The 24,874-nt window shown below is 26.5% G+C and carries 19 protein-coding genes and 1 other annotated feature; of the genes, 10 read left to right on the plus strand and 9 right to left on the minus strand.

What is annotated here, in order from left to right:
• Positions 1 to 134: 134 nt before the first annotated feature.
• On the minus strand, positions 135 to 1,397 hold the full coding sequence (gene codA, locus GOM42_RS04090; RefSeq protein ID WP_078233431.1) for a cytosine deaminase: 1,263 nt from the start codon (positions 1,395 to 1,397) through the stop codon (positions 135 to 137).
• A gap of 447 nt (positions 1,398 to 1,844) precedes the next feature.
• On the opposite strand from codA, the gene GOM42_RS04095 reads away from it, so the two are divergent.
• Positions 1,845 to 2,600 carry a creatininase gene (locus tag GOM42_RS04095; protein ID WP_003453056.1) on the plus strand — a complete coding sequence of 252 codons (756 nt, stop codon included), beginning with the start codon at positions 1,845 to 1,847 and terminating at the stop codon, positions 2,598 to 2,600.
• A 48-nt stretch (positions 2,601 to 2,648) separates the two neighbouring features.
• Positions 2,649 to 3,575: a DMT family transporter gene (locus tag GOM42_RS04100; protein WP_057230902.1), complete on the plus strand. Its 927-nt coding sequence runs from the start codon at positions 2,649 to 2,651 to the stop codon at positions 3,573 to 3,575.
• 126 nt (positions 3,576 to 3,701) lie between these two features.
• On the opposite strand, the gene GOM42_RS04105 is transcribed toward GOM42_RS04100, so the two are convergent.
• Positions 3,702 to 4,901, minus strand: a complete 1,200-nt coding sequence (locus tag GOM42_RS04105) for a PucR family transcriptional regulator (RefSeq protein ID WP_252597709.1) — start codon at positions 4,899 to 4,901, stop codon at positions 3,702 to 3,704.
• A 188-nt stretch (positions 4,902 to 5,089) separates the two neighbouring features.
• Here GOM42_RS04105 and GOM42_RS04110 point away from each other — a divergent pair, with 188 nt between their 5' ends.
• Entirely contained in the window at positions 5,090 to 5,500 is a 411-nt protein-coding gene (locus tag GOM42_RS04110) for a peptide deformylase (RefSeq protein ID WP_003477074.1), read from the plus strand.
• Between the two features lie 332 nt (positions 5,501 to 5,832).
• Here the strand turns inward: GOM42_RS04110 and GOM42_RS04115 are convergent, their stop codons facing one another.
• A complete protein-coding gene (locus tag GOM42_RS04115) occupies positions 5,833 to 7,098 on the minus strand; it encodes a cation:dicarboxylase symporter family transporter (protein ID WP_003461701.1) in 1,266 nt (421 codons plus the stop codon).
• Positions 7,099 to 7,673: 575 nt separating this feature from the next.
• Positions 7,674 to 8,366, minus strand: a complete 693-nt coding sequence (locus GOM42_RS04120) for a YjjG family noncanonical pyrimidine nucleotidase (protein WP_060669807.1) — start codon at positions 8,364 to 8,366, stop codon at positions 7,674 to 7,676.
• A 226-nt stretch (positions 8,367 to 8,592) separates the two neighbouring features.
• Here GOM42_RS04120 and GOM42_RS04125 point away from each other — a divergent pair, with 226 nt between their 5' ends.
• Positions 8,593 to 9,546 (plus strand): hypothetical protein, encoded by a 954-nt coding sequence (locus GOM42_RS04125; RefSeq protein ID WP_078233433.1) that lies wholly within the window; start codon positions 8,593 to 8,595, stop codon positions 9,544 to 9,546.
• 234 nt (positions 9,547 to 9,780) lie between these two features.
• On the opposite strand, the gene GOM42_RS04130 is transcribed toward GOM42_RS04125, so the two are convergent.
• Positions 9,781 to 10,410, minus strand: a complete 630-nt coding sequence (locus GOM42_RS04130; protein ID WP_004458221.1) for a GNAT family N-acetyltransferase — start codon at positions 10,408 to 10,410, stop codon at positions 9,781 to 9,783.
• Positions 10,411 to 10,563: 153 nt separating this feature from the next.
• Here GOM42_RS04130 and GOM42_RS04135 point away from each other — a divergent pair, with 153 nt between their 5' ends.
• Positions 10,564 to 11,367, plus strand: coding sequence for a MerR family transcriptional regulator (locus GOM42_RS04135; RefSeq protein WP_011010017.1), 804 nt, complete (start codon positions 10,564 to 10,566; stop codon positions 11,365 to 11,367).
• A gap of 165 nt (positions 11,368 to 11,532) precedes the next feature.
• On the opposite strand, the gene GOM42_RS04140 is transcribed toward GOM42_RS04135, so the two are convergent.
• Complete coding sequence (locus tag GOM42_RS04140) at positions 11,533 to 12,888, minus strand: DUF4317 domain-containing protein (RefSeq protein WP_252597710.1); 1,356 nt, start codon at positions 12,886 to 12,888, stop codon at positions 11,533 to 11,535.
• A gap of 307 nt (positions 12,889 to 13,195) precedes the next feature.
• On the opposite strand from GOM42_RS04140, the gene GOM42_RS04145 reads away from it, so the two are divergent.
• Positions 13,196 to 13,351 (plus strand): zinc-ribbon domain-containing protein, encoded by a 156-nt coding sequence (locus GOM42_RS04145; protein WP_003452954.1) that lies wholly within the window; start codon positions 13,196 to 13,198, stop codon positions 13,349 to 13,351.
• A 57-nt stretch (positions 13,352 to 13,408) separates the two neighbouring features.
• Here GOM42_RS04145 and GOM42_RS04150 read toward each other — a convergent pair whose 3' ends face one another.
• On the minus strand, positions 13,409 to 13,903 hold the full coding sequence (locus GOM42_RS04150; RefSeq protein ID WP_003460841.1) for a DUF2798 domain-containing protein: 495 nt from the start codon (positions 13,901 to 13,903) through the stop codon (positions 13,409 to 13,411).
• Positions 13,904 to 14,256: 353 nt separating this feature from the next.
• On the opposite strand from GOM42_RS04150, the gene GOM42_RS04155 reads away from it, so the two are divergent.
• Positions 14,257 to 15,621, plus strand: a complete 1,365-nt coding sequence (locus GOM42_RS04155) for a glycoside-pentoside-hexuronide (GPH):cation symporter (protein WP_003468848.1) — start codon at positions 14,257 to 14,259, stop codon at positions 15,619 to 15,621.
• A 222-nt stretch (positions 15,622 to 15,843) separates the two neighbouring features.
• Here GOM42_RS04155 and GOM42_RS04160 read toward each other — a convergent pair whose 3' ends face one another.
• A complete protein-coding gene (locus tag GOM42_RS04160; RefSeq protein WP_061415294.1) occupies positions 15,844 to 16,683 on the minus strand; it encodes an AraC family transcriptional regulator in 840 nt (279 codons plus the stop codon).
• Between the two features lie 364 nt (positions 16,684 to 17,047).
• On the opposite strand from GOM42_RS04160, the gene GOM42_RS04165 reads away from it, so the two are divergent.
• Positions 17,048 to 20,077, plus strand: a complete 3,030-nt coding sequence (locus GOM42_RS04165) for a glycoside hydrolase family 2 TIM barrel-domain containing protein (RefSeq protein ID WP_078233435.1) — start codon at positions 17,048 to 17,050, stop codon at positions 20,075 to 20,077.
• A gap of 142 nt (positions 20,078 to 20,219) precedes the next feature.
• Here GOM42_RS04165 and GOM42_RS04170 read toward each other — a convergent pair whose 3' ends face one another.
• Positions 20,220 to 21,599 (minus strand): GntP family permease, encoded by a 1,380-nt coding sequence (locus tag GOM42_RS04170; RefSeq protein ID WP_078233436.1) that lies wholly within the window; start codon positions 21,597 to 21,599, stop codon positions 20,220 to 20,222.
• 414 nt (positions 21,600 to 22,013) lie between these two features.
• Between GOM42_RS04170 and GOM42_RS04175 the strand changes: the two genes are divergently transcribed.
• Positions 22,014 to 22,793: an alpha/beta hydrolase gene (locus tag GOM42_RS04175; protein WP_003461598.1), complete on the plus strand. Its 780-nt coding sequence runs from the start codon at positions 22,014 to 22,016 to the stop codon at positions 22,791 to 22,793.
• Between the two features lie 69 nt (positions 22,794 to 22,862).
• Positions 22,863 to 23,087 (plus strand) — a binding site (T-box leader).
• A 155-nt stretch (positions 23,088 to 23,242) separates the two neighbouring features.
• On the plus strand, positions 23,243 to 24,532 hold the full coding sequence (gene aspS, locus GOM42_RS04180; protein WP_078233437.1) for an aspartate--tRNA(Asn) ligase: 1,290 nt from the start codon (positions 23,243 to 23,245) through the stop codon (positions 24,530 to 24,532).
• Positions 24,533 to 24,874 lie beyond the last annotated feature (342 nt).

A 24,874-nucleotide genomic window follows, 5' to 3' on the forward strand; every position in this document is an offset into this window, starting at 1 on the left:
GTTAAAAAGCTGAGACTGTTCGAAGCGAAGCGAGTTTCGAAGCTTTAGTAATATCTTCGAAGTAATAATTATAAATTCTTAGTGAAATCTAGTAATTTTCGGAATATGTTTGTAATCTTTAATTTATATGGTGACTATTTTAATAGAGTTATTTTTGTGTCTATTATTTCTGGTTCTCTCTTAAATAGGAATTCTCCTCTTCTTACAGAGCAGTTAACTCCAACTCTTTCAAGGATTGCATCAAATTCATTTTTAGCATTTAAAACTATGAAGTTAGCATCTTTTCCTACTTCTATACCATATTTGTCTTGGATATGAAGAGTTTTAGCACCATTTGTTGTGATTAAATCTAAGGCATTATTAATTTCATCAACAGACATAATATGACATATGTGAATACCAGCATCTAATATATTCATTAGGTTACCATTTCCTAATGGGTACCATGGGTCTGAGATTGAATCTTGAGCAAAACAAACATTAATTCCTGCATCATTTAATTCTTTAACTCTTGTAAGACCTCTTCTCTTTGGATAAGTGTCATATCTTCCTTGTAAGTGAATATTTTCTGTTGGACATGATATGAAGTTCATTTTTGATAATTTTAAAAGTTTGAATAATTTAAATGCATAAGCATTATTATATGAACCCATAGCACAAGCATGGCTTGCAGTTGTAAGTTCTCCAATTCCATTTAAATAAGATTCTGCTGCTAATAATTCAACAAATCTTGATTGATCATCATCAGTTTCATCACAGTGAACGTCAATTAATTTGTTATATTTCATTGCAAGTTCTATAGTTTTCTTAACTGATTTTTCTCCCATTTCTCTTGTGAATTCAAAGTGAGGAATAGCACCAACTACATCAGCACCCATTTTTAAAGCTTCCTCTACTAATTCATCTCCACCTTTATAAGAATACATTCCTTCTTGTGGGAAAGCTATGATTTGAATATCTATAATATCTTTATATTCTTCTTTTAATTCCATAATAGCTTTTAATCCTGTAAACTTAGGATCTGTTACGTCAACATGTGTTCTCATATATTGAGTACCATATAAAATCTCTTTTTTAAGAGCTATTCTTGCACGTTCTTTAATTTCATCTATTGTCATGTTTCCTTTTGTTTCAGACCATCTTTGAATTCCTTCAAAAAGAGTTCCTGTTCCATTATTTGCACCAGGCATACGAGCTGTATATACATAGTCTAAATGAATATGTGGATCAACATAAGGTGGTACAACAAGATCTCCTTTTAAATCATAAGTTTCTACATCTTTATATTTTTCAGAAAGATTTGGACCTATTTCCTTATAAACTCCATTTTCAACAAGTAAATCAACTAGTGTTTCATTTCCTTTTAATCTAGCATTTTTAAATAAAATAGCTTTCATTTAAATAATCTCCCTTCAGTTTTTGGTATTTTACTAAAAAAATTTACTTATATCATTATTAATAAATTGAAATTTCTATTATTTTTAGTAATGACTTGTCAATAAGGAAAGTTTAGCATGAAAGATTTATCTAGTCATTGTATCAAATATACAAGAATAGTTTAAGATTACTGTGCACATAAAGAACATATTTTGGTAAATAGATTTGTATTTTTAGTACATTGTCACTAAAAAATACTCATTGTATACTGAGAGCATAGCAAAATTCACATAAAGAATTTTCAATTAAAGCTACATTTAATGAAGTTTTGATTTTTAGCTAGATCTTTAGGCGCATTTAATTTTGCAAAGGATTACTTTGGTAGAAATGGTTCTTATAGTTCTAGCTAAAAATCAATCTTTAATAAAGATAAGCTGAATAATAAGACAAGAAAAGGGGACTTTATTATGTATGAAAATGTAAAAATGGAAAACATGACATGGAGAGAATTTGCGAAGAAAAAAGATGATGTAATTATATTACCAATAGGATCTACAGAACAACATGGACCTCATCTTCCAACTTGTGTAGATACTGTAATAGCAAATGGATTTGCTTATAGAATTGCTGAAAAAATAAATGGGGTAGTTGCTCCTGCTTTATCATATGGATATAAATCAAAACCATTAAGTGGTGGTGGCCCATTATTCCCAGGAACTATAGATTTAAATGGAGCTACATTACAAGCTTTAGTAATGGATATAATAGACGAATTTGTTCGTGATGGATTTACAAAAATATTTATATTAAGTGCTCACTTTGAAAATGAAGCATTCATAGTAGAAGCTATGGATTTATGTTCTGCAAAATATGGAGATAAAGTACAATTACTTCTTACTAACTGGTGGGATCCAATGTCACCTGACGTAATTGATAAGGTATTTGATGAAGTACCATTTCCAGGTTGGGCTTTAGAACATGCTGCTGTTACAGAAACATCATTAATGATGTATTTTGCACCAGAACTTGTTAGAGAAGATAAGATTATGGATACAGAAAATGCTAGCCCTGCAACTTACTATAGATATCCAATAGAAAAAGATATTGTTCCTGAAACTGGAATACTTGCATCAGCTAAATCTTCATCAGCTGAAAGAGGAAAAATAATAGTTGATGATGTTATTCCAAACATTATCGAAATTATTGACAAAGCTTTTAAATAATATTAAATTAGTATTTGATAAATTTAAGCAGAAAAAGTAGGGGATACTATGAAATTAAAAGGAATTATTTTAACTATGCTATCTTCAATTACCTTTGGTTTTGCCTTTACACTTGGGCCAATGACCTATGGTCTTGAAGGAAGCAACCCTGTGACATTAACTTTTTTAAGAAATTTTTTAAGTTTGCCATTTTTATTAGTAATTATTTTACTTTTAAAAATAGATTTAAGAGTAACAAAGAAACAACTTAGAGATCTAATAATACTTGGTTTCGTTGGGAATGCAATAACAACTTTAATGTTAAATATGGCATTTGCTTGTATAGATGTTGGAATAGTTACACCTATACATTTTACTTACCCAATATTTGTAACATTAGGTTGTGTACTATTCTTCCACGAAAAATTAAGTAAACAAAAAGTCTTTGCATTAATTATTGCTATGTCAGGTATAGGATGTTTCTTTATTACAGCGTTAAATTCAGCATCTTTTGGAAAAAGTACATTGTTAGGATTAATTTTAGCCGTAGCATCTGGAATGTTCTATGCATTCTATATTATATTTATGGATAAAAGTGGTTTAAAAAGTGAACCACCTTTTAAAATAACATTCTATGTAGCAATAGCTTCCACAGTAGGTATGTTTATCTATGGAATGCTTACAAAGGAACTTGTATTATCTTCATTGACACATAAAGCATGGGGATTATCAGCAATATTTGCTTTCTTATGTACAGTGGTAGCATTATCATTATTACAAGTGGGTATAAAATATATTGGTGCTAGTGAAGCTGCGGTTATAAGTACATTTGAACCTATAACAAGTGTTATCTTTGGAGCTATACTTTTAGGCGAAGAAATAACAGTAATGAAAATAATTGCATGTTCATTAATATTTGCGGGAGTATTAATACTATCCTTTGCAAAAGAAAAGTCAAAAGCTAATATAAAAATAAAAGAATCAGTTACCAATTAAAACAATTTGCCAATTAATTGCAATAAACTATGGACTATATAAAAATTGTTTGTAGAATTTTTATATAGTCCATTTTAATATTTTAAATATATAGTAATTAATCTTTATTTAAAGGGTAGTCCACATTTATAATTTATTTTGTAAATTAAGAAATTCAAAAATTAATATGCTATTAAAAAGTTCTAAGTCAGTCATAGCATCATCTAAATCCCTTTGTAAAAGATTTTTAATTGTTGATAATCTATAAAGTAAAGTATTCCTATGAATAAAAAGTTCTTGGGAAGTTTTTAGTAAATGTCTATTATTTTTAAAATAGCATTTTAAAGTTTCTAATAAATTCATTCCATGACTTTTATCATATTCTAAAATAGGACCTATGTTTTCATAACAATATTGTTCAACGTCCTTAATTTCAGCTAACTCAATAAACAATCTTATAATACCTAATTCGTTATATTTAATAACTTTTGAATCGTTATCATACATGTCAATCATGGATAAAGCTTTAAAGGCTTCTTTATAACTTGCTTTAATATTAGAATTAGTTTCTCTTATGCGGCTAAAACTTAAGTTCATTTCAATATTTTCTGAATATCTAGAACACATAAGGTTAAAACCAGATTCAATATATTCTAAGGATTTTTTTGCTTCTTCATAATCATTAGCAAATACCAAACTCAATAGATAATTTGCATATTCCATATGGATTAAAGTATAATTTTTCCCTTTTAAGCCATCATCTAAGGAATTAGTTATATGTTTGCTAATATGCTCTGTATCATAAGGAATATTTGAGGATTTTCTCATTTTCAGTATGCAAATATAATGAAAGGGTCTTAACTTTATATTATAAAATTCCGCTAAGGCGTTTATATCATCACTTAATTGATCTTGTGAAAAAAGAAGTGATTCAAGAAAATGCTTACCATTTTTTGCTTCCTCTCTTTTTTGTTCTATTTTTAGAAAAATTTCCTGTATAATATCAATTAGTTTTATATTCCAAGGCATTATAAATAGGGGAAGAGCCTCATTATTTGCTCTATCAATCATGGTATCTGTTATTTTATCTATATGTTTATCATCAATTAAAATAACAATACCTGCAAGTTTCTTTTGAATACATTCTTCAAGTAAAAGTGAGAGATTTTCATCATTATCTTTATAAATAACAAAGAGTAACTCTCCTCCATAAAGCCAATTTGAAATAGATTCTGTTGTCCTTACATAGGGCAAAGAAATTTGGTTATTTAGTCCACTTTCTCCAGCTAACAATTTTGCTTTTGAAAAATACTTAAGTTGAAATAAATCTTTGCAACAAAAACTCATAAAGTCACTCCTTTTAATCCCATTTCATTCCATCTTATTTATTTTACCATTTTTTATAAATATATTAAATATTAATTAATATATTTACATATTTGTTTATTACATTTATATTTTAAGTATGATTTTTTAAAAAGATTGTTAATTTTAGACCTTATTAAGGTCAATAAATTAGAAAGGTTGGAATAAATATGATAAGACCAATTGTTAAGGATGTATTATTTTTAGGGCAAAAATCAGAACTTGCAACTAAAGAAGATATAGGAATTATTGATGATTTAGTTGATACCCTAAGAGCAAATTTAGAGAGTTGTGTTGGTATGGCTGCCAATATGATAGGAGTTAAAAAGCGCATACTTGTATTTAGTATAGGAAATATTATAGTTCCTATGGTTAATCCAGTTATATTAAAAAAAGAGAAAAGTTATGAAACTGAAGAGAGTTGCTTATCTTTAACTGGCTTCAGAAAAACAACAAGATATGAAATAATTGAGGTAGAATATCTTGATAGAAATTTCAAGAAACACAAAGAAACATTTTCAGGATTTACTGCTCAGATTATTCAGCATGAAGTGGACCACTTCGATGGTATAATAATCTAAGACATGATTCGGATTAGTGAAGGAGAAAGCAAGCAATTTTATATTAATTATATAACAAACCACGTTTAGAAATGATATAAAGAGCTGCAATTATAAAAAATAGATATTTTTTATACCAAGAATAAATTTTGATTTGAAAGATATACTTATTAATTTAAGTATATCTTTTATTAATATAGTATTTAATATTAAAAATTTACAGAAAGGTAAGCCCTTGTCTTCCATAGGGATAACCGTATTATAAAGAAATATTAAAATAGTCTTAGATATTGATATAACTTGTCTAAGACTATTTTTATAATTAAATAAAATCATAATTTAGTAAATTAAAATTATGCTATTTCACTAACTGATTTAATATATTTTTGTCCTTCTTCAGCATTAAATTCCTTTTCCCATTTAGATATAACAACAACAGCTAATGAGTTTCCAAGTACATTAACAAGAGTTCTCGCCATATCAACGATACGATCTATACCAGCAATAAAGGCAACTCCTGCTACTGGAATTCCTAAAGAACCAACAGTTGCTAAAAGTACTACAAAAGATGCACCAGGAACTCCAGCCATACCTTTTGAAGTAAGCATTAATACAAGCACTAAATTAATTTGAGCAGAAAGTGGTAAGTGAATTCCATATATTTGAGCAATAAAAAGTGCTGCAATAGATTGATATAAAGTAGATCCATCTAAGTTAAATGAATATCCTGTTGGAATAACAAAAGATGTAATTGCCTTAGGACAGCCAAACCTCTCCATCTTTTCCATAAGCTTTGGTAAAACGGCTTCAGAACTTGCTGTAGTATAAGCTAAAATAAGTTCATCCTTTAAAAGCTTTATAAGTGATATAATGCTTGTTCCAGATATTTTTGCAATAAAGCCAAGAACAAAAAATACAAAGAAGAACATGGCGCCATAAACAGTAATTATTAACTTTCCTAAAGGAATTAATGAAGCTAATCCAAATTTAGAAACAGTTACACCTATTAATCCAAATACGCCAAGTGGCGCAAGCTTCATAATTTGATTAGTAATCCAAAACATTGAATCAGCTATACCTTGACATATTGCAAGGACAGGTTTTCCTTTTTCTCCAATTGCAGCTACACCTAATCCAAACATAACTGAAAAGAAAATAATAGGAAGTAAATCTCCTTTTGCAAGAGATTCAAAAATATTAGTTGGAACAATATTTATAAATGTATCCATAAATCCATGGTTAGATGCAGCTTCTGCTGTACTCATATATTTATCAATATTAGTAGTTGCAAGAGTACTAATGTTTACTCCGCTTCCTGGATGAAATAAATTAGCTACAACTAAACCTATTATAATAGCGAATGTAGTTACAATCTCAAAGTAAAGTATTGTTTTTCCGCCGATTTTCCCTAATTTTTTAACATCTCCAACTCCAGCAACACCAACAACAAGTGATGAAAAGACAATAGGTATGACAATCATTTTAATTAATCTTATAAAAATATCTCCAAATGGTTGTAAATATGAAGTAACAACTGGATTACCATAAAAAACAGCTCCTACTATAATACCTAGTATAAGTCCAAGTACAATTTGAAATGCTAGTCCTAATTTTTTCATTTGTTTAATAGCCTCCTTGAGTAGTTTATAACTTGAAAATCATTTATTTGAAACTTTGCTAAATTAAATATATGCAAGAAATGAATAATTGAAATTTCATTTTATAGCATATAGTATATCACAAAAAAATAAACTTAGCTTTATATTTTTTAAAAAAAATTAATTTAATATATGTATTTGTTAATTAAAATTTAAAAAAATTAAATTGATATAAAAATAATTGATGGAAATCCTTCGCTTATTTAAAAAAATGCAAGTTTTACATTAATAAATAGAATATAATAACGAATGTTGTGTAAAAATATAAATATTTTATACGCTTTAACATTAAATTTTGATTGGATGTACTTATGAAGTTTTTATATAATATTTAATACGAAATTGCAGTTTTATTATATAGAAAATTGCAATTATATTAATAATTTATTTTAGGGTGAGAAGTTTATGAAAGAAGTATTACACTTAGGAGTTGATATAGGATCAACTACTATTAACCATATAATAAATGAATAAGTCTTTTACAAATATTTAAAAGGTATAGAATTAGATCTAATTCTATACCTTTTTGTTATTATTTATGAATTAATTAGTAAAGATTTTAGTTCATCAAAGCTAGAAATTTCATAAGTAGGTTTTATTGATGTTTCGTTTTTTATCTTGTTAGGGTTGTACCAACAAGTATCTATACCAAAGTTTATACCACCTTGTATATCAGAAGTTAAGCTATCTCCAACCATTAATACTTTACTCTTATCAGAAAAATTCATATGTTTTAGAGTATGCTCAAAGATTTTTGGATCAGGTTTTGATATTAGTATTTCTTCAGAAATTACTATAGTGTCAAAATATTTTGCTATAGTAGATTGTCTTATTCTTTTATCTTGAACAGAAATAAGACCATTAGTTATTATAGAAAGTTTATAAGATTTATTAAGATTTTCTATAAGGTCAGTACTATCTTCATATAGAAAAGAAGCATCAGCTAAATGATTCATATATGATTTAGCAAAGTTAGCTGCATCAAAATTTATATTTAATTTATCTGATAATCTTTTAAATCTTTCTATTTTTAATTTCTTTTGTGTAATAAGTCCTTGCTCAAACTCTTTCCATATAGCAGTATTTATTTCTTTATATACTTTTAAATGGTAGTTTTCGTCATATGCTATATTAAAGTCAAGCATAGCATTTTTAAAGGCTTCCTTTTCAGATTTTTTAAAATCAAATAGGGTTTCATCTGCATCAAATAGTATAACTTCATATTTCATAATATATCCTCCAGCTTTTGTATTTTTATATAAATAGTTTCATTATTAATTGAATAAGAGATTGTTTATTTATCTTTTTATGATATTTTACATTAAAAGGAATGATTATTAAAGTAGTTTTTTATTTATATATATTTACAAATTTATATAAATAAAATAATATATTTGTAAAATATAACACTTAAGCTATATTAAGTTATTTATATTTTTATGGGGGAGGAGTTACATGAAGGGGAATAAATTAAGTGTTTCAGGAGTTATTTTAATAATAAGTTTTTTAATTTATATTGTTTATTTGGTTTCAAGCAATATTTTATTAAACTATGGTATGGAGTTTAGAGAAAGTGTTAAGAATTTTATACTTTTAGATAAATTTGTATTTATAGCTTTTGGTAATATAATATTTATTAAAATAATTTGGAAAGAGAAAGGAATAGGGGGATTTGCTAAGACGTTTACTACATTTTTATCTTTTATAATAAGTTTTGTTTTAATATTTGGTTTTATTTTAATACCTTATGTTTTTGAGTCAAAAGTGGAAGCTTTAGCATATAAAGAAGGAAGATTAGTAGTAGCTGCTTCTAGTGATGGATTACATGATTCAAGGATAAGTTTTTATGAACCTATAAATTCTATTGTTATGAAGAATAGTGATATTAAGGATGTACATCATAATGCACCTAACAATTGCTATTATTATGGAAAATCTAACTTTTTAGAAAATCCTGATTCTGATATAAGGGAAGAATCTGATTTTAGGGATTTAAAACCATGGAGTGCAAAGGAAAAATTTAGCCATGAAGTGTTTAATTATTTAGGCAATCAAACTTATGATTTTGGGGGTATAGTGATTAAATTTAATAAAAAAGAAACCTGGGTGAAAGAAGCTTCTATAGAAAGAAATATAGTTAAGTATGAGGGGGTAAATATAATAGGTGAAAATATTGATACTATTAAAGAAAATATAAGTAAAGCGGAGAAAGATCATGATGACAGTACTATATATGAAGAATTTTTAGATGAAAAAGGTAATAGGAATGTTAGAATTGGTAGGAAATACAGATTTAATACTGAAGATGAGTATAGCATATATTATTATGACACGACTCTAGTTCTTAATGATAATGGAATAGTTACTTCAGTTAAATATTTAAATAGGAATTTTGAAGATGTAGATTAAGGTTTATACTTAGTAAATAAAAACTGATTAATTTATTAAAATATAATTTATATAAAAACATAAATACAAATGAGGTTTTTTAGTAAGTTTTGATTTAATAAAAATTTTTCTTTCACCTTATTTTAAGAAATTTTTATAAGTCATAACTAAATTTTAAGGTGGATTTATTTGACTTTAAATCAGATATTTAATGGATTTAACCTCATTTGTATTTTTTTATTTTTAAGAGAACTTTTAATAGGAATAGGTATATAAAAATGTTTTAAAATTTGAGTCTACAGTTTTTAAATAAACATCTACTTCATCTAAACAATTAAACCCTTGGCTCTTATAAAATCCATAGTTACATCTATCATCTGTAAATAAGTAAAGAGAAGAGGATTTCATAGAGTGCATATATTTTAAAGAATAATTAAGAAGAGTTTTTCCAATTCCAAGGCCTCTAGATTCTTCAGATACAATAAATAAATTAATGCAACTATCAAAAAGATTTTCCTTTCCATTTAATAATTCTGAGTAAGCTTCTTTTATTTTAATAAATTCAGTTATTTCATTTTCATCTTTAATATTTTCTATAGGAAGAGTAGTTGGATATTTTTCTTCATTTAAAGGGGTGAAAAGATGGTTATAATTAGCCTTATCCCCATCAGCTTTACACAATATAAATCCTAAAACTTTATCACCCTTAGATGCCACTTTAATAAATGAACTTTCACAAATACTTTCCTTAAGATAAGAGCTTGTTATTACTTTTAAAAGCTCTTTATTATGGATAAACTTATCAAAGTTAAAGGCATCCTTGATTAAGTTTTCAAACTCACATAAATCCTCTTTTTTTACATCTCTATATATTACATCTTTCATAAATATATCATCCTTTCTAAATAAATTTTATCTACAATAAGAAAGTATAAAGAGTGGAGTAACTCCAATGTCAATGCCTATTTTGAAAATATATTCATATGTATAATTTAATGAGATATAATTGAATATATAGTGAGTATAAGAGGTGGGAATATGAAGTTATCTATAGGTGAGGTAGCTAGGTTATTTAATATAAGTAAAGATACATTAAGATACTATGATAAGATAGGAATTTTGAAACCAGAGATTAATAAAGAAAATGGTTATAGATTTTATGATATAAGACATTTAGAGCAATTAGGATTAATATTAGGAATAAAATATTTAGGTATTTCATTAAGTGAAATCAAAGAGATTATAGAAAATGGGGACATAGAGGATTATTATAATTTGATGCAAAAGCAAAAAGATATAATAAAAGAGAGGATTCTAGAACTTAAAAAATTAGAGGAATCCTTAGATAATAGTGGACAAGTAATAAATAGAATAATGAATTTTAAAAATCAGTATGATTTTTCTAAAGTCAATGTAGAAAATTTAGATTTAAAACTCTATGAAGTGAAGGTAAGAAGTGCTTTAGACTTAGAGAATGAATCTAAAGTAGAAAAAAAATTAATAGAATTAAAAGATGAAGCATATTTTTATTTCTATGAAATAAAGGATAATAAACACATTATAGAAGAAGAAAACTTACTTTTTATAAAATCTAATGAGAATATAGAAAAATTTTTAAAAAAATCAAAGAGCAAAGATAAAATTACCTTTAAAAGCATACAGGGAAAGTTTGCTTTAGTAGATTTTTATGGAACTGTAGAAGAAATTCATAATTATATACTTAGTATGAATAAATATTTTAAAGGTAATATAGATAATTATGCCTTTATAGAATATGAATTTTACTTGCCTAAAAAAAGAGAGGAAGTAAAGTACTTTGTAAGAATATACTTAAGTTTATAGAATAGGTGAATTATTGGCTATTTCAAAATAACTTTTGATATATGACATTATTTAGAGTGAAAAATAATAGTTGAAGAAAAGGATAAAAATATAACTGGAAATAAAATTTCCAGTTATATAAGTAATATAGGGTATTAAATTCATATTACCTTATTTTCAACTAATCTAAATTAAATCATCTAATCCATTAACTGTAGTTTGTTCATCATCATTAATAGGAATAACTATGCATTTTTGACCATCAATTATTTGAGATTTTATTTCAGGTATTTTTTCAGGTTTTACTTGAAGTACAATATCATATTCACTATTAATATCAGTATTATCTTCAGATTCTTCTAAATTACTTTCTAAGATTTCTTCTGAGTTACTTTCTAAAGTTTCATCAGAAACTAAATCATCATTTTCTGTAACAGAATCTTCTTCCTTGTCCATGGCAGCTTCTTTTTTCACTTCTTCAAGTCTAGTTTTTAGTATTGCCACTTGCTTTTCAAGATGTTCTTCTTTTTTTCTCTGTTCATTTGCTTTTAGAGTTTTATTATCAATTAAGTTTTCAGCTAAAGGAAGATCTTCTCCAAAGCTTTCCACATAAGATTTTTCAATCTGGCTAGTAATATCTTCAGGAATTCCACTTTCTATTAATATATTTTGAACATCCTTATCTGTTAAAGCTATAGGTTCACAGTCAGGAGTATCTTCATACATAGAGTTATGTTCTTCTATCATATTATTTAAATTTTCTTGTACTTCCATAAATACTTTTTCTGCTTTTTCTTCATCTAAGAAAGAATCCTTAATAATTGATTGGAAGGTTTGCTTTTGAATAGTAGCAGTTTGTTTTGAAGTACAACCTAATACATTTTCCATTAATTCTGGATGAGTATCCTTAGCATTTTTAGTATAATACATAACAGAATTCACATCTGAGCTACGATCTATAAAAGCTGGGAATACAAATCCATTGGCAGGGGCTTCAACTACCCAATCTCTAATACGTGCTTTTATTTGATTTTCTTCTTCAAAATATCTAAGACCAGGACCAGAAAGAGAAACTGGACATACTGCACATAAAATATATTCATATACTTCTTCAGATTCATCTACCTTAAGGTTATCCTTAGTTTTAGTGATAACATCATAAGCATCATGGAAAAGAAGTATTAAAAAGTTACCTGTGTAATCATAATTATCTATTACTAATTTATAAAAATCATTAAGAAGTTCATCATCCTTTAATTGACTATTTTTTAATTGCATAAGAGAAACTTGTCTCTCATTAACAAGATAATCATTTAGTGGAAAGTTAAGTTCTAAAATATTGTTTCCAATAGTTCCAGATATTACTTTTTTAGCAATTTCTAAATACTTAAAGTATTCATCTTCATCTAAGTTAAGAAAAGTTTCCCTAAAGTTTAAAATAATATTTTTTTCTCCATTGACATAGCATCCACACATTTTAGTAAAGGTGCAATGGTCTTTTTTAAGACGTTTTTTTAATTCAAGTATATCTTTTTTTCTCATATATAAACTCCTCAATCTAAACTAATTAATATATTTTCATTATTAAGTATAGTATTTTTTATACATTAATTAAAGATTTTATTAAATGAATTCAGTGTAGATTACACAATATTAGATAAATATAAAATGGCAAAAAACTTTTTATTAATAATTATTTTTAAAAAACAATTGCATTAAAATAAATAGTGTGTTACTATAAGAGAGTAGCAAAAATGCTAACAAAAAAAGTTTCATTTAGGTAAATAGTTTCTCGTAAATTAGAGATTATTATATCGATTTAGAATCTTTAATTTCAGGAGGAATATTTATGACAGATAAAATAATGACATGTAGAGATTGTGGAAGTGAATTCGTATTTTCAGTAGGAGAGCAAGAATTCTACAAAGAAAAAGGATTCGATAACGAGCCAACAAGATGTATGTCTTGTAGAAGAGCTAAGAAACAACAACAAAATAGAAGATAATTTTGAAGTGTTATAGGCTGTAGTTTTAAACTACAGCCTTTTTTATATTTCCATAAGTTAAGCTTCATTAACAATACACTTATCATTATTTAATTGATTTTTAAATACATTTCTAAAAACAAATCTTACAAAAGGTTGTATTAAAAATAATTGTGTGAAAAATGCAAAGGGGAAATTAATTACAATGTTTTGTAGCCAATTCGCAATAAGTTCTGAATTAAATCCTTTAAAAAGTAAAGCTGAAACAAAGGACATCATAGGGCACATTAAGCAAATTGTTGAACATGTGATTGCTATATTTACTATATAAGGTTTGTCCTCTTTAGGATTTACAATGCTAAAAGCCAATTTAAATGCAAGTGGACCTGCAATAAAAATATCAAGTAAAAATGCAAATAAAAATTCAATTGGGACTATATTTATAGAGTCTATAAACACTTGATTACACATACCCCCCATCTCTATAGCAAGATTATAAAATACGAATAAGTGAACAGTTATTAGCACTGTTAAAAAAGCAAAAAATAACTGTTGAAATTTTGTCTTTGGCATATAATACATTCCTCTATTTTCTAAAAATAACTATTTTTGTATTGTTGAACGATAAAAAAACACATGTATGCCTTTGTACCGTAATCAGATTTACGTGCAAAGCACTACATGTGTCGTTTCATTAAGGATTATACTACATATTTTCTTTAAAAGTCAATTTAAAATTTAATTTTTTGATTTATATAGTATTTAATTAGGAAATATAAATCAATATTTTAGAAACTTAATTCTATTTGATTAATAGAAAAATTTTGCAATAATATAAACGAAGATTAAGAAATCGATTTCTTTTTTGAAGGTTTAATTAAACGGGTATTTATAAGATTTTATTATTTAAATATAGAGGTGATGGTTTGGATACATTAATAAATAAAAAAGTAGAAAAAAGTGATGATGTTTCTATAAAAACTTTAATTACTTATAGTATGGGAAGTTTAGGAAACAATATGATATACGCATTGATTAGTTCCTACCTTTTAATCTTTTTAACAGATAGTTTTAAAGTAGGGGCAGCTGCCATAGGAACCTTATTTTTGGTGGCAAGAATTATAGATGCAATAACAGACCCTATAATGGGGGTTATAGTTGATAATACTAATACTAAAATCGGAAAGAGTAGACCATATTTATTTATCGTTCCTATTTTCATGGGAATAGCAACAATAATGTGCTTTTCAGCACCAGATTTAAGTTATAGTGGTAAAATAATATGGATATACATAGCATATATTTTCTGGGGAATATCCTTTACTGCAATGGATATACCATATTGGTCATTATCTGCAAATATTACAAGATCTTCATCAGGAAAAACTAAGATTGTTACATCAGCAAGAACAGTAGCCTATGTAGGTAATTTTATAATTTTAACTTCAACAATTCCTCTTGTATCAATAATTGGAAACTGGCAAACTGTGGCCATAATATATGTTTGCTTTGCTACTATATTTACTTGGGTTACAGCCTTTGGAATTAGAGAAATTAAGGATAATGTGGCAAAGAAAAAGGAAAAGCAAGGTTTTAAACAATTTATAAATCTATTAAAGACAAATAAGCCTTTAAGAATAGTTTTATTATCAATGTTAGTTTTAGAATTAAGTGGATCAATAAAAAATACAATATCTATATATTATGTAAAGTATAATTTTAATGCGGAAATGATGATTCCAGTAGTTAGTTCAGTTGGTATGGGAGCTAGTATATTAGGTGGAATAATGTCACCATTTTTAACAAAAAAATTAGGAAAAAGAAATACAGCTCTTTTAGGATTATTAGCTGGTGCTGCAGGATCATTTTTAGTATTTTTATTATCCTATTCTTCATTACCTTTAATGATAGTTATAAACTTCATAAGTGGAATTTTTGATGGAGCAGGTTATATTACCTTAACATCAATGGTTGCAGATTGTGTTGAGTATGGTGAATGGAAAACTGGAAAGAGATCAGAAGGAATGATATTCTCTTTAAATATATTTAAAAGTAAGATTGCCAGTGCTATTGGGGGATCCTTATGTGGATATATCTTAGCGTATATTGGTTATACAGCAAATGAAAGTCAATCTACTTTTACATTAAACGGAATTCATTTAATACAGACTTTAGTTCCATGTGCCATTGTAATAATAAGCTTTATGCTACTAAGAAGATATAATTTATCTGAGGCAGAATATGAAGCTATAGTTGATGACTTGAAAAATGGTGTTACAAGAATAGGTTAACATTAATATGAAAAGTATAAGAGATAATTTAGATATTAATACTAAATTAAGTGAATTTAATATAGTAATTATATTAAAGGTCTAATTGAGATTTTAGAAAATAAATTTCATATAATTTTAATTCTTATAAAAGATTTAAAAAGTATAACAGAGGTTTAAATTTACGCCTCTGTCATACTTTTTATTTTTGGAATTTTTTTGTTTTAAAGCTGTATTTTAAATTTATATGCTTGGTTTATTTACTTGATTATTTCTGTAATTTAGTGGAGACATTGAAAAATGTTTTGAAAAAGTTTTTGAAAATAATAGGGAGTCACTATAACCTACACTATTTGCGACTTCTCCTATAGGAAATTTAGTGCCTTTTAGTAAAAGGGTGGCTTTGTACATTCTAAGGTTTATTAAATATCTTTGAGGAGAAATTCCAAGGTTTTTTATGAACATTTTATATAAATAACTTCTGCTTAAGTTTACATAATCAGCAATTTCTTGAACAGTTATACTATGCATATAATTAGAATTAATGAAATTAAGGGCATCTTGAATATATGTGTGTAATTCCTTATCTTTGTATTCAAAAGGTTTTGGGAATTCTTCTATAAGTGCGTACAATAATGAGTAAAGTTCCTTTAGTAATAGTATGTCATCAGATCTTGAAGGATTATAAGTCTTTGATATTTCGCACATATTTAATATTATCTGTGGAATTTTTGAGTTTTCTTCACAATTAGCAACACAAGAGTTAGTTATAGAAGTTCTATTTAAATATTCATTAGCATTTGAACCACTAAAGCCTATCCAGTAGTATTCCCAAGGATCATCTATAGAAGCCACATACTCAACTTGCATACCTTTTAGTAGTATAAAAATATCACCTTGTTTTAAGTTATATACCTTACCATTAAATTTAAAAGTCCCATATCCCTTAGTTACGTAATGAATAACAGCATTTTTCAATACTTCATAGTTATATCCTAATCCTGGTATACCTTGTTCTATACCACATTCATCTACATTCATTTCAAAATTTTCTTTAACATACTTTTTCCACAATATTTGCATTTCTACCTCCTAACCTATAAAATTAGCCAATTTTATAGTAAGTTTTATATTAAACATTTACATGAGAGCTTTGCAAAGCCGTTTATCAACATAAAAGCCTTTTATTTTAAAATAAATCCTTCTAAATATAAGAATATTTTAAAGAAATATCTTTATATATTAGTTATTAAAATTTATAAGATTATAAGAAACATTATAACATATTTTAGAACTTTTTAACTATTCTAAAAGATTAATTTACATATTAACATTTAATTATGGGTAAAAACTATTTTGAAAAATGATTTATATGGAATTATGTTTCTTAAATATACAATCATGTTTCATAAATACATAATTATTTTAAATGTATTGGGAGGGTAAAATGATATTAAAAAATGAATACCATGAAGATATTTCTAAACTGCATGTAAATATGATGCCAAGAAGAAGTTATTATGTTCCTTTTGTGGATACTGATGAAGCTTTAAATATTAAAGATAGAAGTAAGCAAGTTAACTTCTTTTCACTTAATGGTAAATGGGAATTTAATTACTTTGATAGCTTACAAAAAGTTAAAGAGTTTGATAATATAAATCAAATTAATTTTTCAGATAATATTGATGTGCCATCTCTTTGGCAATTAAAGGGATATGATTATAATCAATACACTAATGTAAAATATCCAATTCCTTTTGATCCACCTTTTGTTCCTACAAACAATCCGTGTGGAATTTATAAGAGAGATTTTGAAATTGAAATACTTCCTGAAAATTATGATTACAATATAAACTTTGAAGGCGTTGATTCCTGCTTTTATTTTTGGATAAATGATAACTTTGTTGGGTATAGCCAAATATCTCATAGCATATCTGAGTTTGATATTACAGAATTTTTAGTAAAGGGTAAAAATACAATTACAGTCTTAGTTTTAAAATGGTGTGATGGAACTTACTTTGAAGATCAAGACAAGTTTAGAATGTCTGGAATTTTTAGAGATGTATATATACTAAGAAGAGCAAAGGAAAGAATAGTTGACTATAAAATAACTCAAAGTATAGATTTTTCAGCTAAAGAAGGAAAGTTAGATCTTGAAATTTTATCTAATATAGGAAATCCAAAAGGGAAATATTATTTATTAAATCCTAATAATCACATGATAGCATCTGGAAATATAGATAATAATAAAGTCCAAATCAATATTAAAAATGTAGAACTTTGGAGTGCTGAAATACCTAATTTATATACCTTATTAATTGAAACAGAGCATGAAGTTATAAAAGAAAGAATAGGTATGAGAGAAATTAAAATAGAGAATTCTATTTTAAAAATTAATAATAAAAAAGTAAAGTTAAGAGGAGTTAATCATCATGATAGTAATCCAACTAAGGGATATGTTATGACATATGATGATATGATTCTAGATTTAAAAATAATGAAAGAGTGTAATTTTAACTCTATAAGAACAGCTCATTATCCTAAATCTCCGATTTTTTATGAGTTATGTGATGAATATGGTTTTTATGTTATGAGTGAGGCTGATATTGAAATTCATGGGGTTGTTGAACTATATGGACTAGGATATTTAGATAATTATAATATGATAGCTGATGATAAAGTTTATGAAAAGGTTATTATTGATAGAGTTGATTCATCTATAGTTCCTTTTAAGAATAAATCTTGTATTTTCATGTGGTCTCTTGGAAATGAGTCAGGATTTGGATGTAACTTTGAAAGAGGATTAGAATATGCTAGAAAATTAGATCCTACACGTCCACTTCATTATGAAGGTGCTTATTATGCTAGCAAAGAAAGAGAAAATGACTTTACAAATATTGATGTTATTAGTCGTATGTATATAAGTATAGAGGAAATCAAGGATTACTTTGAAAAAGGAATAGACAAGCCATTAATATTATGTGAGTATGCACATGCTATGGGAAATGGACCAGGTGGATTACAAGATTATGATGAAATGATACAAAAGTATGACCAGTTTGCAGGGGCATATGTTTGGGAGTGGTGTGACCATGCAATACTTATTAATGAAAATATTAACGATAAAAAAGCATATGGATATGGTGGCGATTTTGAAGAGGAAAATCATGATGGGAACTTCTGTGTAGATGGTTTAGTTTACCCAGATAGAACTCCTCACACTGGGTTATTAGAATATAAAAATATCAATAGACCTATAAGAGCCATAGAATTTGATGAAGTTAAGAAAAGAGTTAAGCTTAAAAATATGCTTGATTTTAGGGATGTTGGTGAATTCTTAGATGTTACCTATAAAGTATTTTTAGATGAAGAAACAATTTTCGGAGATGATATAGATTTAGAAAGCTTAAAAGCAAAAGAAGAAAAATGGTATGATTTAAACTTATCAGAATTGCCGAAGGGAATTATAACTATATTATTTGAGTGTAAAGTGAAAAATCATAATCATCTGTATGAAAAAGGTGAAGTTCTAGGCTTTGACCATTTTATCATAAAAAATGGAGCAGATAATATTTCATCTGTTGATAAAATCTTAAAAAGTACTATTAATGAACAAAAATTTTATGTAGAAGAAACAGTTAATAAGATTAAAGTTATAAATAATGAGTTTATTTATAATTATAATAAAAATACAGGTTCCTTTGATTTTATTCAGGCATTAGGAGAAACATTTATAGATGATCCAATGAAATTTATTATTTGGAGAGCACCTACAGATAATGATAGAAAGATTAAAAATCTGTGGATTGAAGCTGGCTTTAATCAAATTACTACAAGAGTGTATAATAGTAAAATTAAGGAGTTTTCAAATAGGGTGGAGATAACTAGCGATTTAAGCTTGATACCACCATATAGAGAAAGAGTTCTTGATCTTAAGGTAACATGGAGTATACACTCAGAGGGATTAATTAAATGCCATGTTAAAGGGAATAAAAATATGAAAACACCTTATTTACCAAGGTTTGGTGTAGAGCTTAAGCTTAATAAATCCTATGAAGAGGTAAGTTACTTTGGATTTGGACCATATGAAAATTACGTGGACAAAAATTCATCTTGTTATTTAGGAAGATTTAATTCTAAGGTTTCTGAAATGCATGAAGATTATATAAGACCTCAAGAAAATGGAAGTCATCATTATTGTAGAGAAGTAGCTATTAATAATGAAAAAGGAAAGGTTTGTGTTTTATCAGAAAATGACTTTGCATTCAATGTTTCACACTTTTCTTTAAATCAATTAACTAATGCAAATCATAATTTTGATTTGAATGAAGAAGAGGCAACTTATTTAATTGTAGATTATAAACAAAGTGGTATAGGATCAAATAGTTGTGGCCCCGATTTAGATGAAGAATATAGACTAAATGAAAAAGAATTTTCTTATGATTTTTACTTAAAATTTGTGAAAGAAAATATATAGAATAATTAAATATAATAATTTTTTAAAATAATTGCTGTCTTATATAGTGCTTGAAAACACTATATAAAACAGCATTTTTTATAGAATAAAAACTGTAAAAGAGTTATATCAAAATATAAAAATAATATTTAAAATTTTAGTATTAAACAGCAAATTTCATAGAAAATAATAAAACTATTACAGCTGTTGTAAATATAGGAATAAGGACAGAGGTTACAAACATATCCTTGTATGCTTCTTTATGAGTTAAACTACAAATTGCTAAAGTAGTAATAACTGCTCCATTATGAGGAAGAGTATCTAACCCTCCAGAAGATAGAGAAGCTATTCTATGAAGTATTTCTGGTGAAATATTCATAGCCTGACTCATTTGTAAGTATGTTGGAGCAAGAGCATCTAAAGATATTCCAAGTCCTCCAGAGGCTGAGGCTGTAAGTCCACATATTAAGTTAACCGATAAAGCTTCAGAGATTATTGGGTTTGATGAAACGCCAAATATAACTGATTGTATAAGAGTGAACACAGCTAGTGATTTTATTACACTTCCATATCCAACTATGGCACTAGAATTTAATAGTGGTTTAAATGAGTTAGTAACTCCTTTATCTAATACTGATTTTAAGTTTTTTATTTTTTTAAAGTTAGTTATTATTAAAAATAAGTCTGCTAAAACTATAGCAATTATTACACTCCAAGTTCCAGAAACATTACTTAAAGTTGTATTAAATTCTTTAAGGTAACTTCCATCTATATTTTCATAATAAACTTTTGAAAAGAATAAGTTAACTATAAAAATTATTATTATAGGAATTATTGCTTTAAATATACTAGGTAAGTTTTCATAGTTTTCATTAACTATTGAATCATTATGATTTCCATATCCCTCACCCTTAGCTTTAGCTGATTTTGCACGGCGTGTAAGCCATATCATACCAAGAGTTAGCATCATAATGCTTGCTAATAATCCTATAAGTGGTGCTGCAAAAGTATCTGTACCAAAATATTTCATTGGTATAACATTTTGAATTTCTGGTGAACCTGGCATAGCAGTCATTGTAAAAGTAAATGCTCCAAGAGCAATTGTTCCAGGTATAAGTCTTTTAGGAATATCAGCTTCTCTAAATAATGTAGTGGCAATTGGATAAAGAATAAATGCTACTACAAATAAGGAAACACCACCGTAAGTAAGCAATGCTCCAGAAAGAACAACGGCTAATATTGATTTTTCTTTTCCAAGTTTTTTAGTTATAAAGTGAGCTATAGATTTAGCATAACCTACCTCTTCCATTAACTTTGCAAAAATTGCTCCTGTCATAAAAAGAGGAAAATAATTTTTTATAAAACTTGCAAAGCCAGACATATATATTTCAGTGTAACTAGCCATTAAATGTGCATCTAACCCAGTAGTAATAAGTATAGCTACTAATGCTACAATGGGAGCTGTTATTATTGTTGAGTACCCTTTATAAGCAAGATACATTATAAGTATTAAGGATAATATTAAACCTAAGATATTTGTCATTATGATTAAATAGCTGCATCTAAAAAATAAATTATTATAAAACTAATAAACATATTAAGATAATTACTAGATTTTGCTAAAGATTTAAATTCTAAAGCTCATCTAGATATTCTCTTCATACTATTTTTGAGTTTTATTTTTATATTTCTATACAGCACTATCTCCTTTCTTTAGTTAAATTCATTTATTATTTTTTCTTTTTTATATTTATAAATTCATAAAATTAAATTAATAATTTTGATTTGATAAAATATTATATCATATAATAATTTATATTAAATAAAATTAAGAGGTGAATAATGGCAAATAGCTTCTTTATTAATCGTTTACTAAGCTGTGTTATAATATTATTTGTATAAAAGTTGTTTATAAATGATTTATTTTTAAAGAAAGTATTATAAAGGGTGTTTGAGTATGGCATATTTTAAATATAAAAATCAATCTTGTTATTATGAAGAAATAGGAGAAGGAAGACCATTATTATTTTTGCATGGTAATACGGCTTCTTCAAAGATGTTTTCTCTTATTGTTGATAAGTATTCATCAGATTATAAGGTGATTTTATTAGACTTTTTAGGACATGGAAAATCAGATAGACTTGATAAATTTCCAATAGATTTTTGGTATGATCAAGGAGAGCAAGTTATTGAATTTTTAAGACAAAAGAAATATAAAGATGTTTATATAATAGGGAGTAGTGGGGGAGCATTGGCAGCAATTAATGCCGCTTTAGAGGCACCAGATCTAGTTGATAAATTGATTACTGATAGCTTTGAAGGAGAAGTACCTTTAAAAGCATATACTGAAAACATAGTCAAAGAAAGAGAACTTTCTAAAAATGATGAAAATGCTAGAGGGTTCTATGAATACATGAATGGAGATGATTGGGAAAGCATAGTAGATAAAGATACTGAAGTTACTTTAGAGCATGAAAAGAAAATAGGTAAGTTTTTTCATAAACCTTTAAGTGAATTAAAAGCTGAAATACTTATGACTGGAAGTCGAGAAGATGATATTTTAAGCTTAAATAATAAAGACTTTTTTGAGAATGCATACAAAGATCTCATTAAAAAGATAGGACATGGTGAATATTACATTTTTGAAAAAGGTGGACATCCTGCAATGTTTTCAAATTATGAGAAGTTCATCAAAATAAGCAAAGAATTTTTTTATAATAAAGTAAATATTAAATAAATTAATATATATTTAGTAGAAAAATAAATATTGACAAATTGAAATTATTCTAATAAAATATACAAAAAAGTAAATTCTTTGAAAGGAAGAGTAAATATATACTTAGTATGCAAAGCGAGTAGGGTTGGTGTGAGCCTATGAGAAAGGTAATATTGAAAGACATTCTGGAGAAGCTTATCTGAAGTGTTAAGTAGGATGAGACGGTTTTCCTCCGTTACAGGGATCTGAGATGATAATGTATTAATACATTGTTGAATTAGGATGGCACCGTGAATATATGCATTCGCTCCTATTATGGGAGTGAGTGCTTTTTTTATATAGAAAAGAGCTCATTCTATATAGTGTTTTTATTTTAATTCAATTAAACATTATTAAAAAGGGTGGTACCGCGAAATTATTTTGCCCCTTGAGTTTTTACTCAAGGGGATATTTTTTTGGAGGTAAAAATTATGAAAAGAAGTTTAATAAATGAATTAAAAAATCATTTGAATGAAAATGTGTGTATTAAGGGATGGATATATAAAATTAGAAGATTAAAATTTATAACGTTTATTATTATAAGAGATAGGTCTGGATTAGTTCAGTGTGTTGCTGAAAATGAAAAGAGTGATTTATCAAATTTAACTGTGGAATCTGTAGTTTCTATTGAAGGAGCATTAAAAGAGAGTAAAAATTCATTAAATTCCTTTGAAATACAAGTAGAAAATATAGAGATTATAAATAAGGCAAAAGAAGAGCTAAAAATAGAAGTAAATAAAGAAACTTTAGATATAAATTTAGATACTATGCTTAATAACAGAATGTTAAGTTTAAGGCATAAAAAGATAAATTCTATTTTTAAAGTTCAAAATATAATAACAGACTCATTTAGAGAGTTTTTAAATAAAGAAGGTTTTACAGAAATTCATACTCCTAAGATTGTTAAAGAGGGAGCTGAAGGGGGAACAGAAGTTTTTGAGGTGAAATATTTTGAAAATAAAGCATATTTAGCACAAAGTCCTCAATTCTATAAGCAAATGATGGTTGGTGCAGGTTTTGAAAGAGTTTTTGAGATTGGTCATGCATATAGAGCTGAGGAGCATAATACCAATAGACACCTTAATGAATATGTAAGTATGGACCTAGAAATGGGATTTATTGAAAATGAGTTTGACATTATGAATTTAGAAGAAAATTTACTTAAATTTATATTAAACTCTTTAAGAATTAAAGGAAAAGAATATCTAGAGTTATTACAAGTTGAATTGCCTGTTATATATGAGGAAATACCTAAAATAGAATTTAATGAGGCAATAGAGATATTAAAAGAACAGTATAATAAAAATGACTTAGATGGTGACTTAGACCCAGAAGCAGAAAAACTTTTATATAAGTATGCAAAAGAAAAACTAAATAGTGATTTTCTATTTTTGACTAATTATCCAAGAAAAAAAAGACCAATGTACACAATGCCTAAAGGAGAGAAGGGAACTCATAGTTTTGATCTATTGTTTAGGGGAATAGAGATAACAACAGGTGGACAAAGAATACATGACTATGAAATGCTAGTAGAAAATATGAAATATAAGGGGCTTAACCCTAATAGTTATGAAAGTTATTTAGAGTTATTTAAATTAGGGATGCCTAAACATGGTGGATTGGCTATTGGTCTAGAAAGAATAACAGCAAGAATTTTAGGGTTAGAAAATGTTAGAGAAGCAACCTTAATAACTAGAGATAGAAAAAGGCTTGTTCCATAGGAAGAATAAAAGTATTTAAGAATATTACTTTTTAATGAAATATATTAATAAATTAGATTTAGAAAATATTGTTTTAATTGGAGAATAAAAAATTTAAAATAAGAAATATAAAAATTATTAAAAATATGCAATGTATAAAAATATATTAGATTTAAAAATTCATTATATTAAAATTAAATTTTAAGAAAAAATAAGATTTATAGTATGCTGATTAAATAATCAGCATACTTTTTTTATGAGAAATTTTATCAGATAAAGTTCTTTTTTTTTCTTTCTAAAAAAAAAAAAAGAACTAACTATAATTCAAATTAATAATATAATGTGTATAAATAGTAAATATTG

Origin of the sequence: Clostridium sp. 16K-1-R1 (assembly GCF_023921145.1) — a bacterium.
Lineage (GTDB): Bacteria > Bacillota > Clostridia > Clostridiales > Clostridiaceae > Sarcina > Sarcina perfringens.

Bases quoted from the DNA above. Each gene is read 5' to 3' on its own strand.
- codA (WP_078233431.1), bottom strand. From the start codon at position 1,397: ATGAAAGCTATTTTATTTAAAAATGCTAGATTAAAAGGAAATGAAACA.
- GOM42_RS04095 (WP_003453056.1), top strand. From the start codon at position 1,845: ATGTATGAAAATGTAAAAATGGAAAACATGACATGGAGAGAATTTGCG.
- GOM42_RS04100 (WP_057230902.1), top strand. From the start codon at position 2,649: ATGAAATTAAAAGGAATTATTTTAACTATGCTATCTTCAATTACCTTT.
- GOM42_RS04105 (WP_252597709.1), bottom strand. From the start codon at position 4,901: ATGAGTTTTTGTTGCAAAGATTTATTTCAACTTAAGTATTTTTCAAAA.
- GOM42_RS04110 (WP_003477074.1), top strand. From the start codon at position 5,090: ATGATAAGACCAATTGTTAAGGATGTATTATTTTTAGGGCAAAAATCA.
- GOM42_RS04115 (WP_003461701.1), bottom strand. From the start codon at position 7,098: ATGAAAAAATTAGGACTAGCATTTCAAATTGTACTTGGACTTATACTA.
- GOM42_RS04120 (WP_060669807.1), bottom strand. From the start codon at position 8,366: ATGAAATATGAAGTTATACTATTTGATGCAGATGAAACCCTATTTGAT.
- GOM42_RS04125 (WP_078233433.1), top strand. From the start codon at position 8,593: ATGAAGGGGAATAAATTAAGTGTTTCAGGAGTTATTTTAATAATAAGT.
- GOM42_RS04130 (WP_004458221.1), bottom strand. From the start codon at position 10,410: ATGAAAGATGTAATATATAGAGATGTAAAAAAAGAGGATTTATGTGAG.
- GOM42_RS04135 (WP_011010017.1), top strand. From the start codon at position 10,564: ATGAAGTTATCTATAGGTGAGGTAGCTAGGTTATTTAATATAAGTAAA.
- GOM42_RS04140 (WP_252597710.1), bottom strand. From the start codon at position 12,888: ATGAGAAAAAAAGATATACTTGAATTAAAAAAACGTCTTAAAAAAGAC.
- GOM42_RS04145 (WP_003452954.1), top strand. From the start codon at position 13,196: ATGACAGATAAAATAATGACATGTAGAGATTGTGGAAGTGAATTCGTA.
- GOM42_RS04150 (WP_003460841.1), bottom strand. From the start codon at position 13,903: ATGCCAAAGACAAAATTTCAACAGTTATTTTTTGCTTTTTTAACAGTG.
- GOM42_RS04160 (WP_061415294.1), bottom strand. From the start codon at position 16,683: ATGCAAATATTGTGGAAAAAGTATGTTAAAGAAAATTTTGAAATGAAT.
- GOM42_RS04165 (WP_078233435.1), top strand. From the start codon at position 17,048: ATGATATTAAAAAATGAATACCATGAAGATATTTCTAAACTGCATGTA.
- GOM42_RS04170 (WP_078233436.1), bottom strand. From the start codon at position 21,599: ATGACAAATATCTTAGGTTTAATATTATCCTTAATACTTATAATGTAT.
- GOM42_RS04175 (WP_003461598.1), top strand. From the start codon at position 22,014: ATGGCATATTTTAAATATAAAAATCAATCTTGTTATTATGAAGAAATA.
- aspS (WP_078233437.1), top strand. From the start codon at position 23,243: ATGAAAAGAAGTTTAATAAATGAATTAAAAAATCATTTGAATGAAAAT.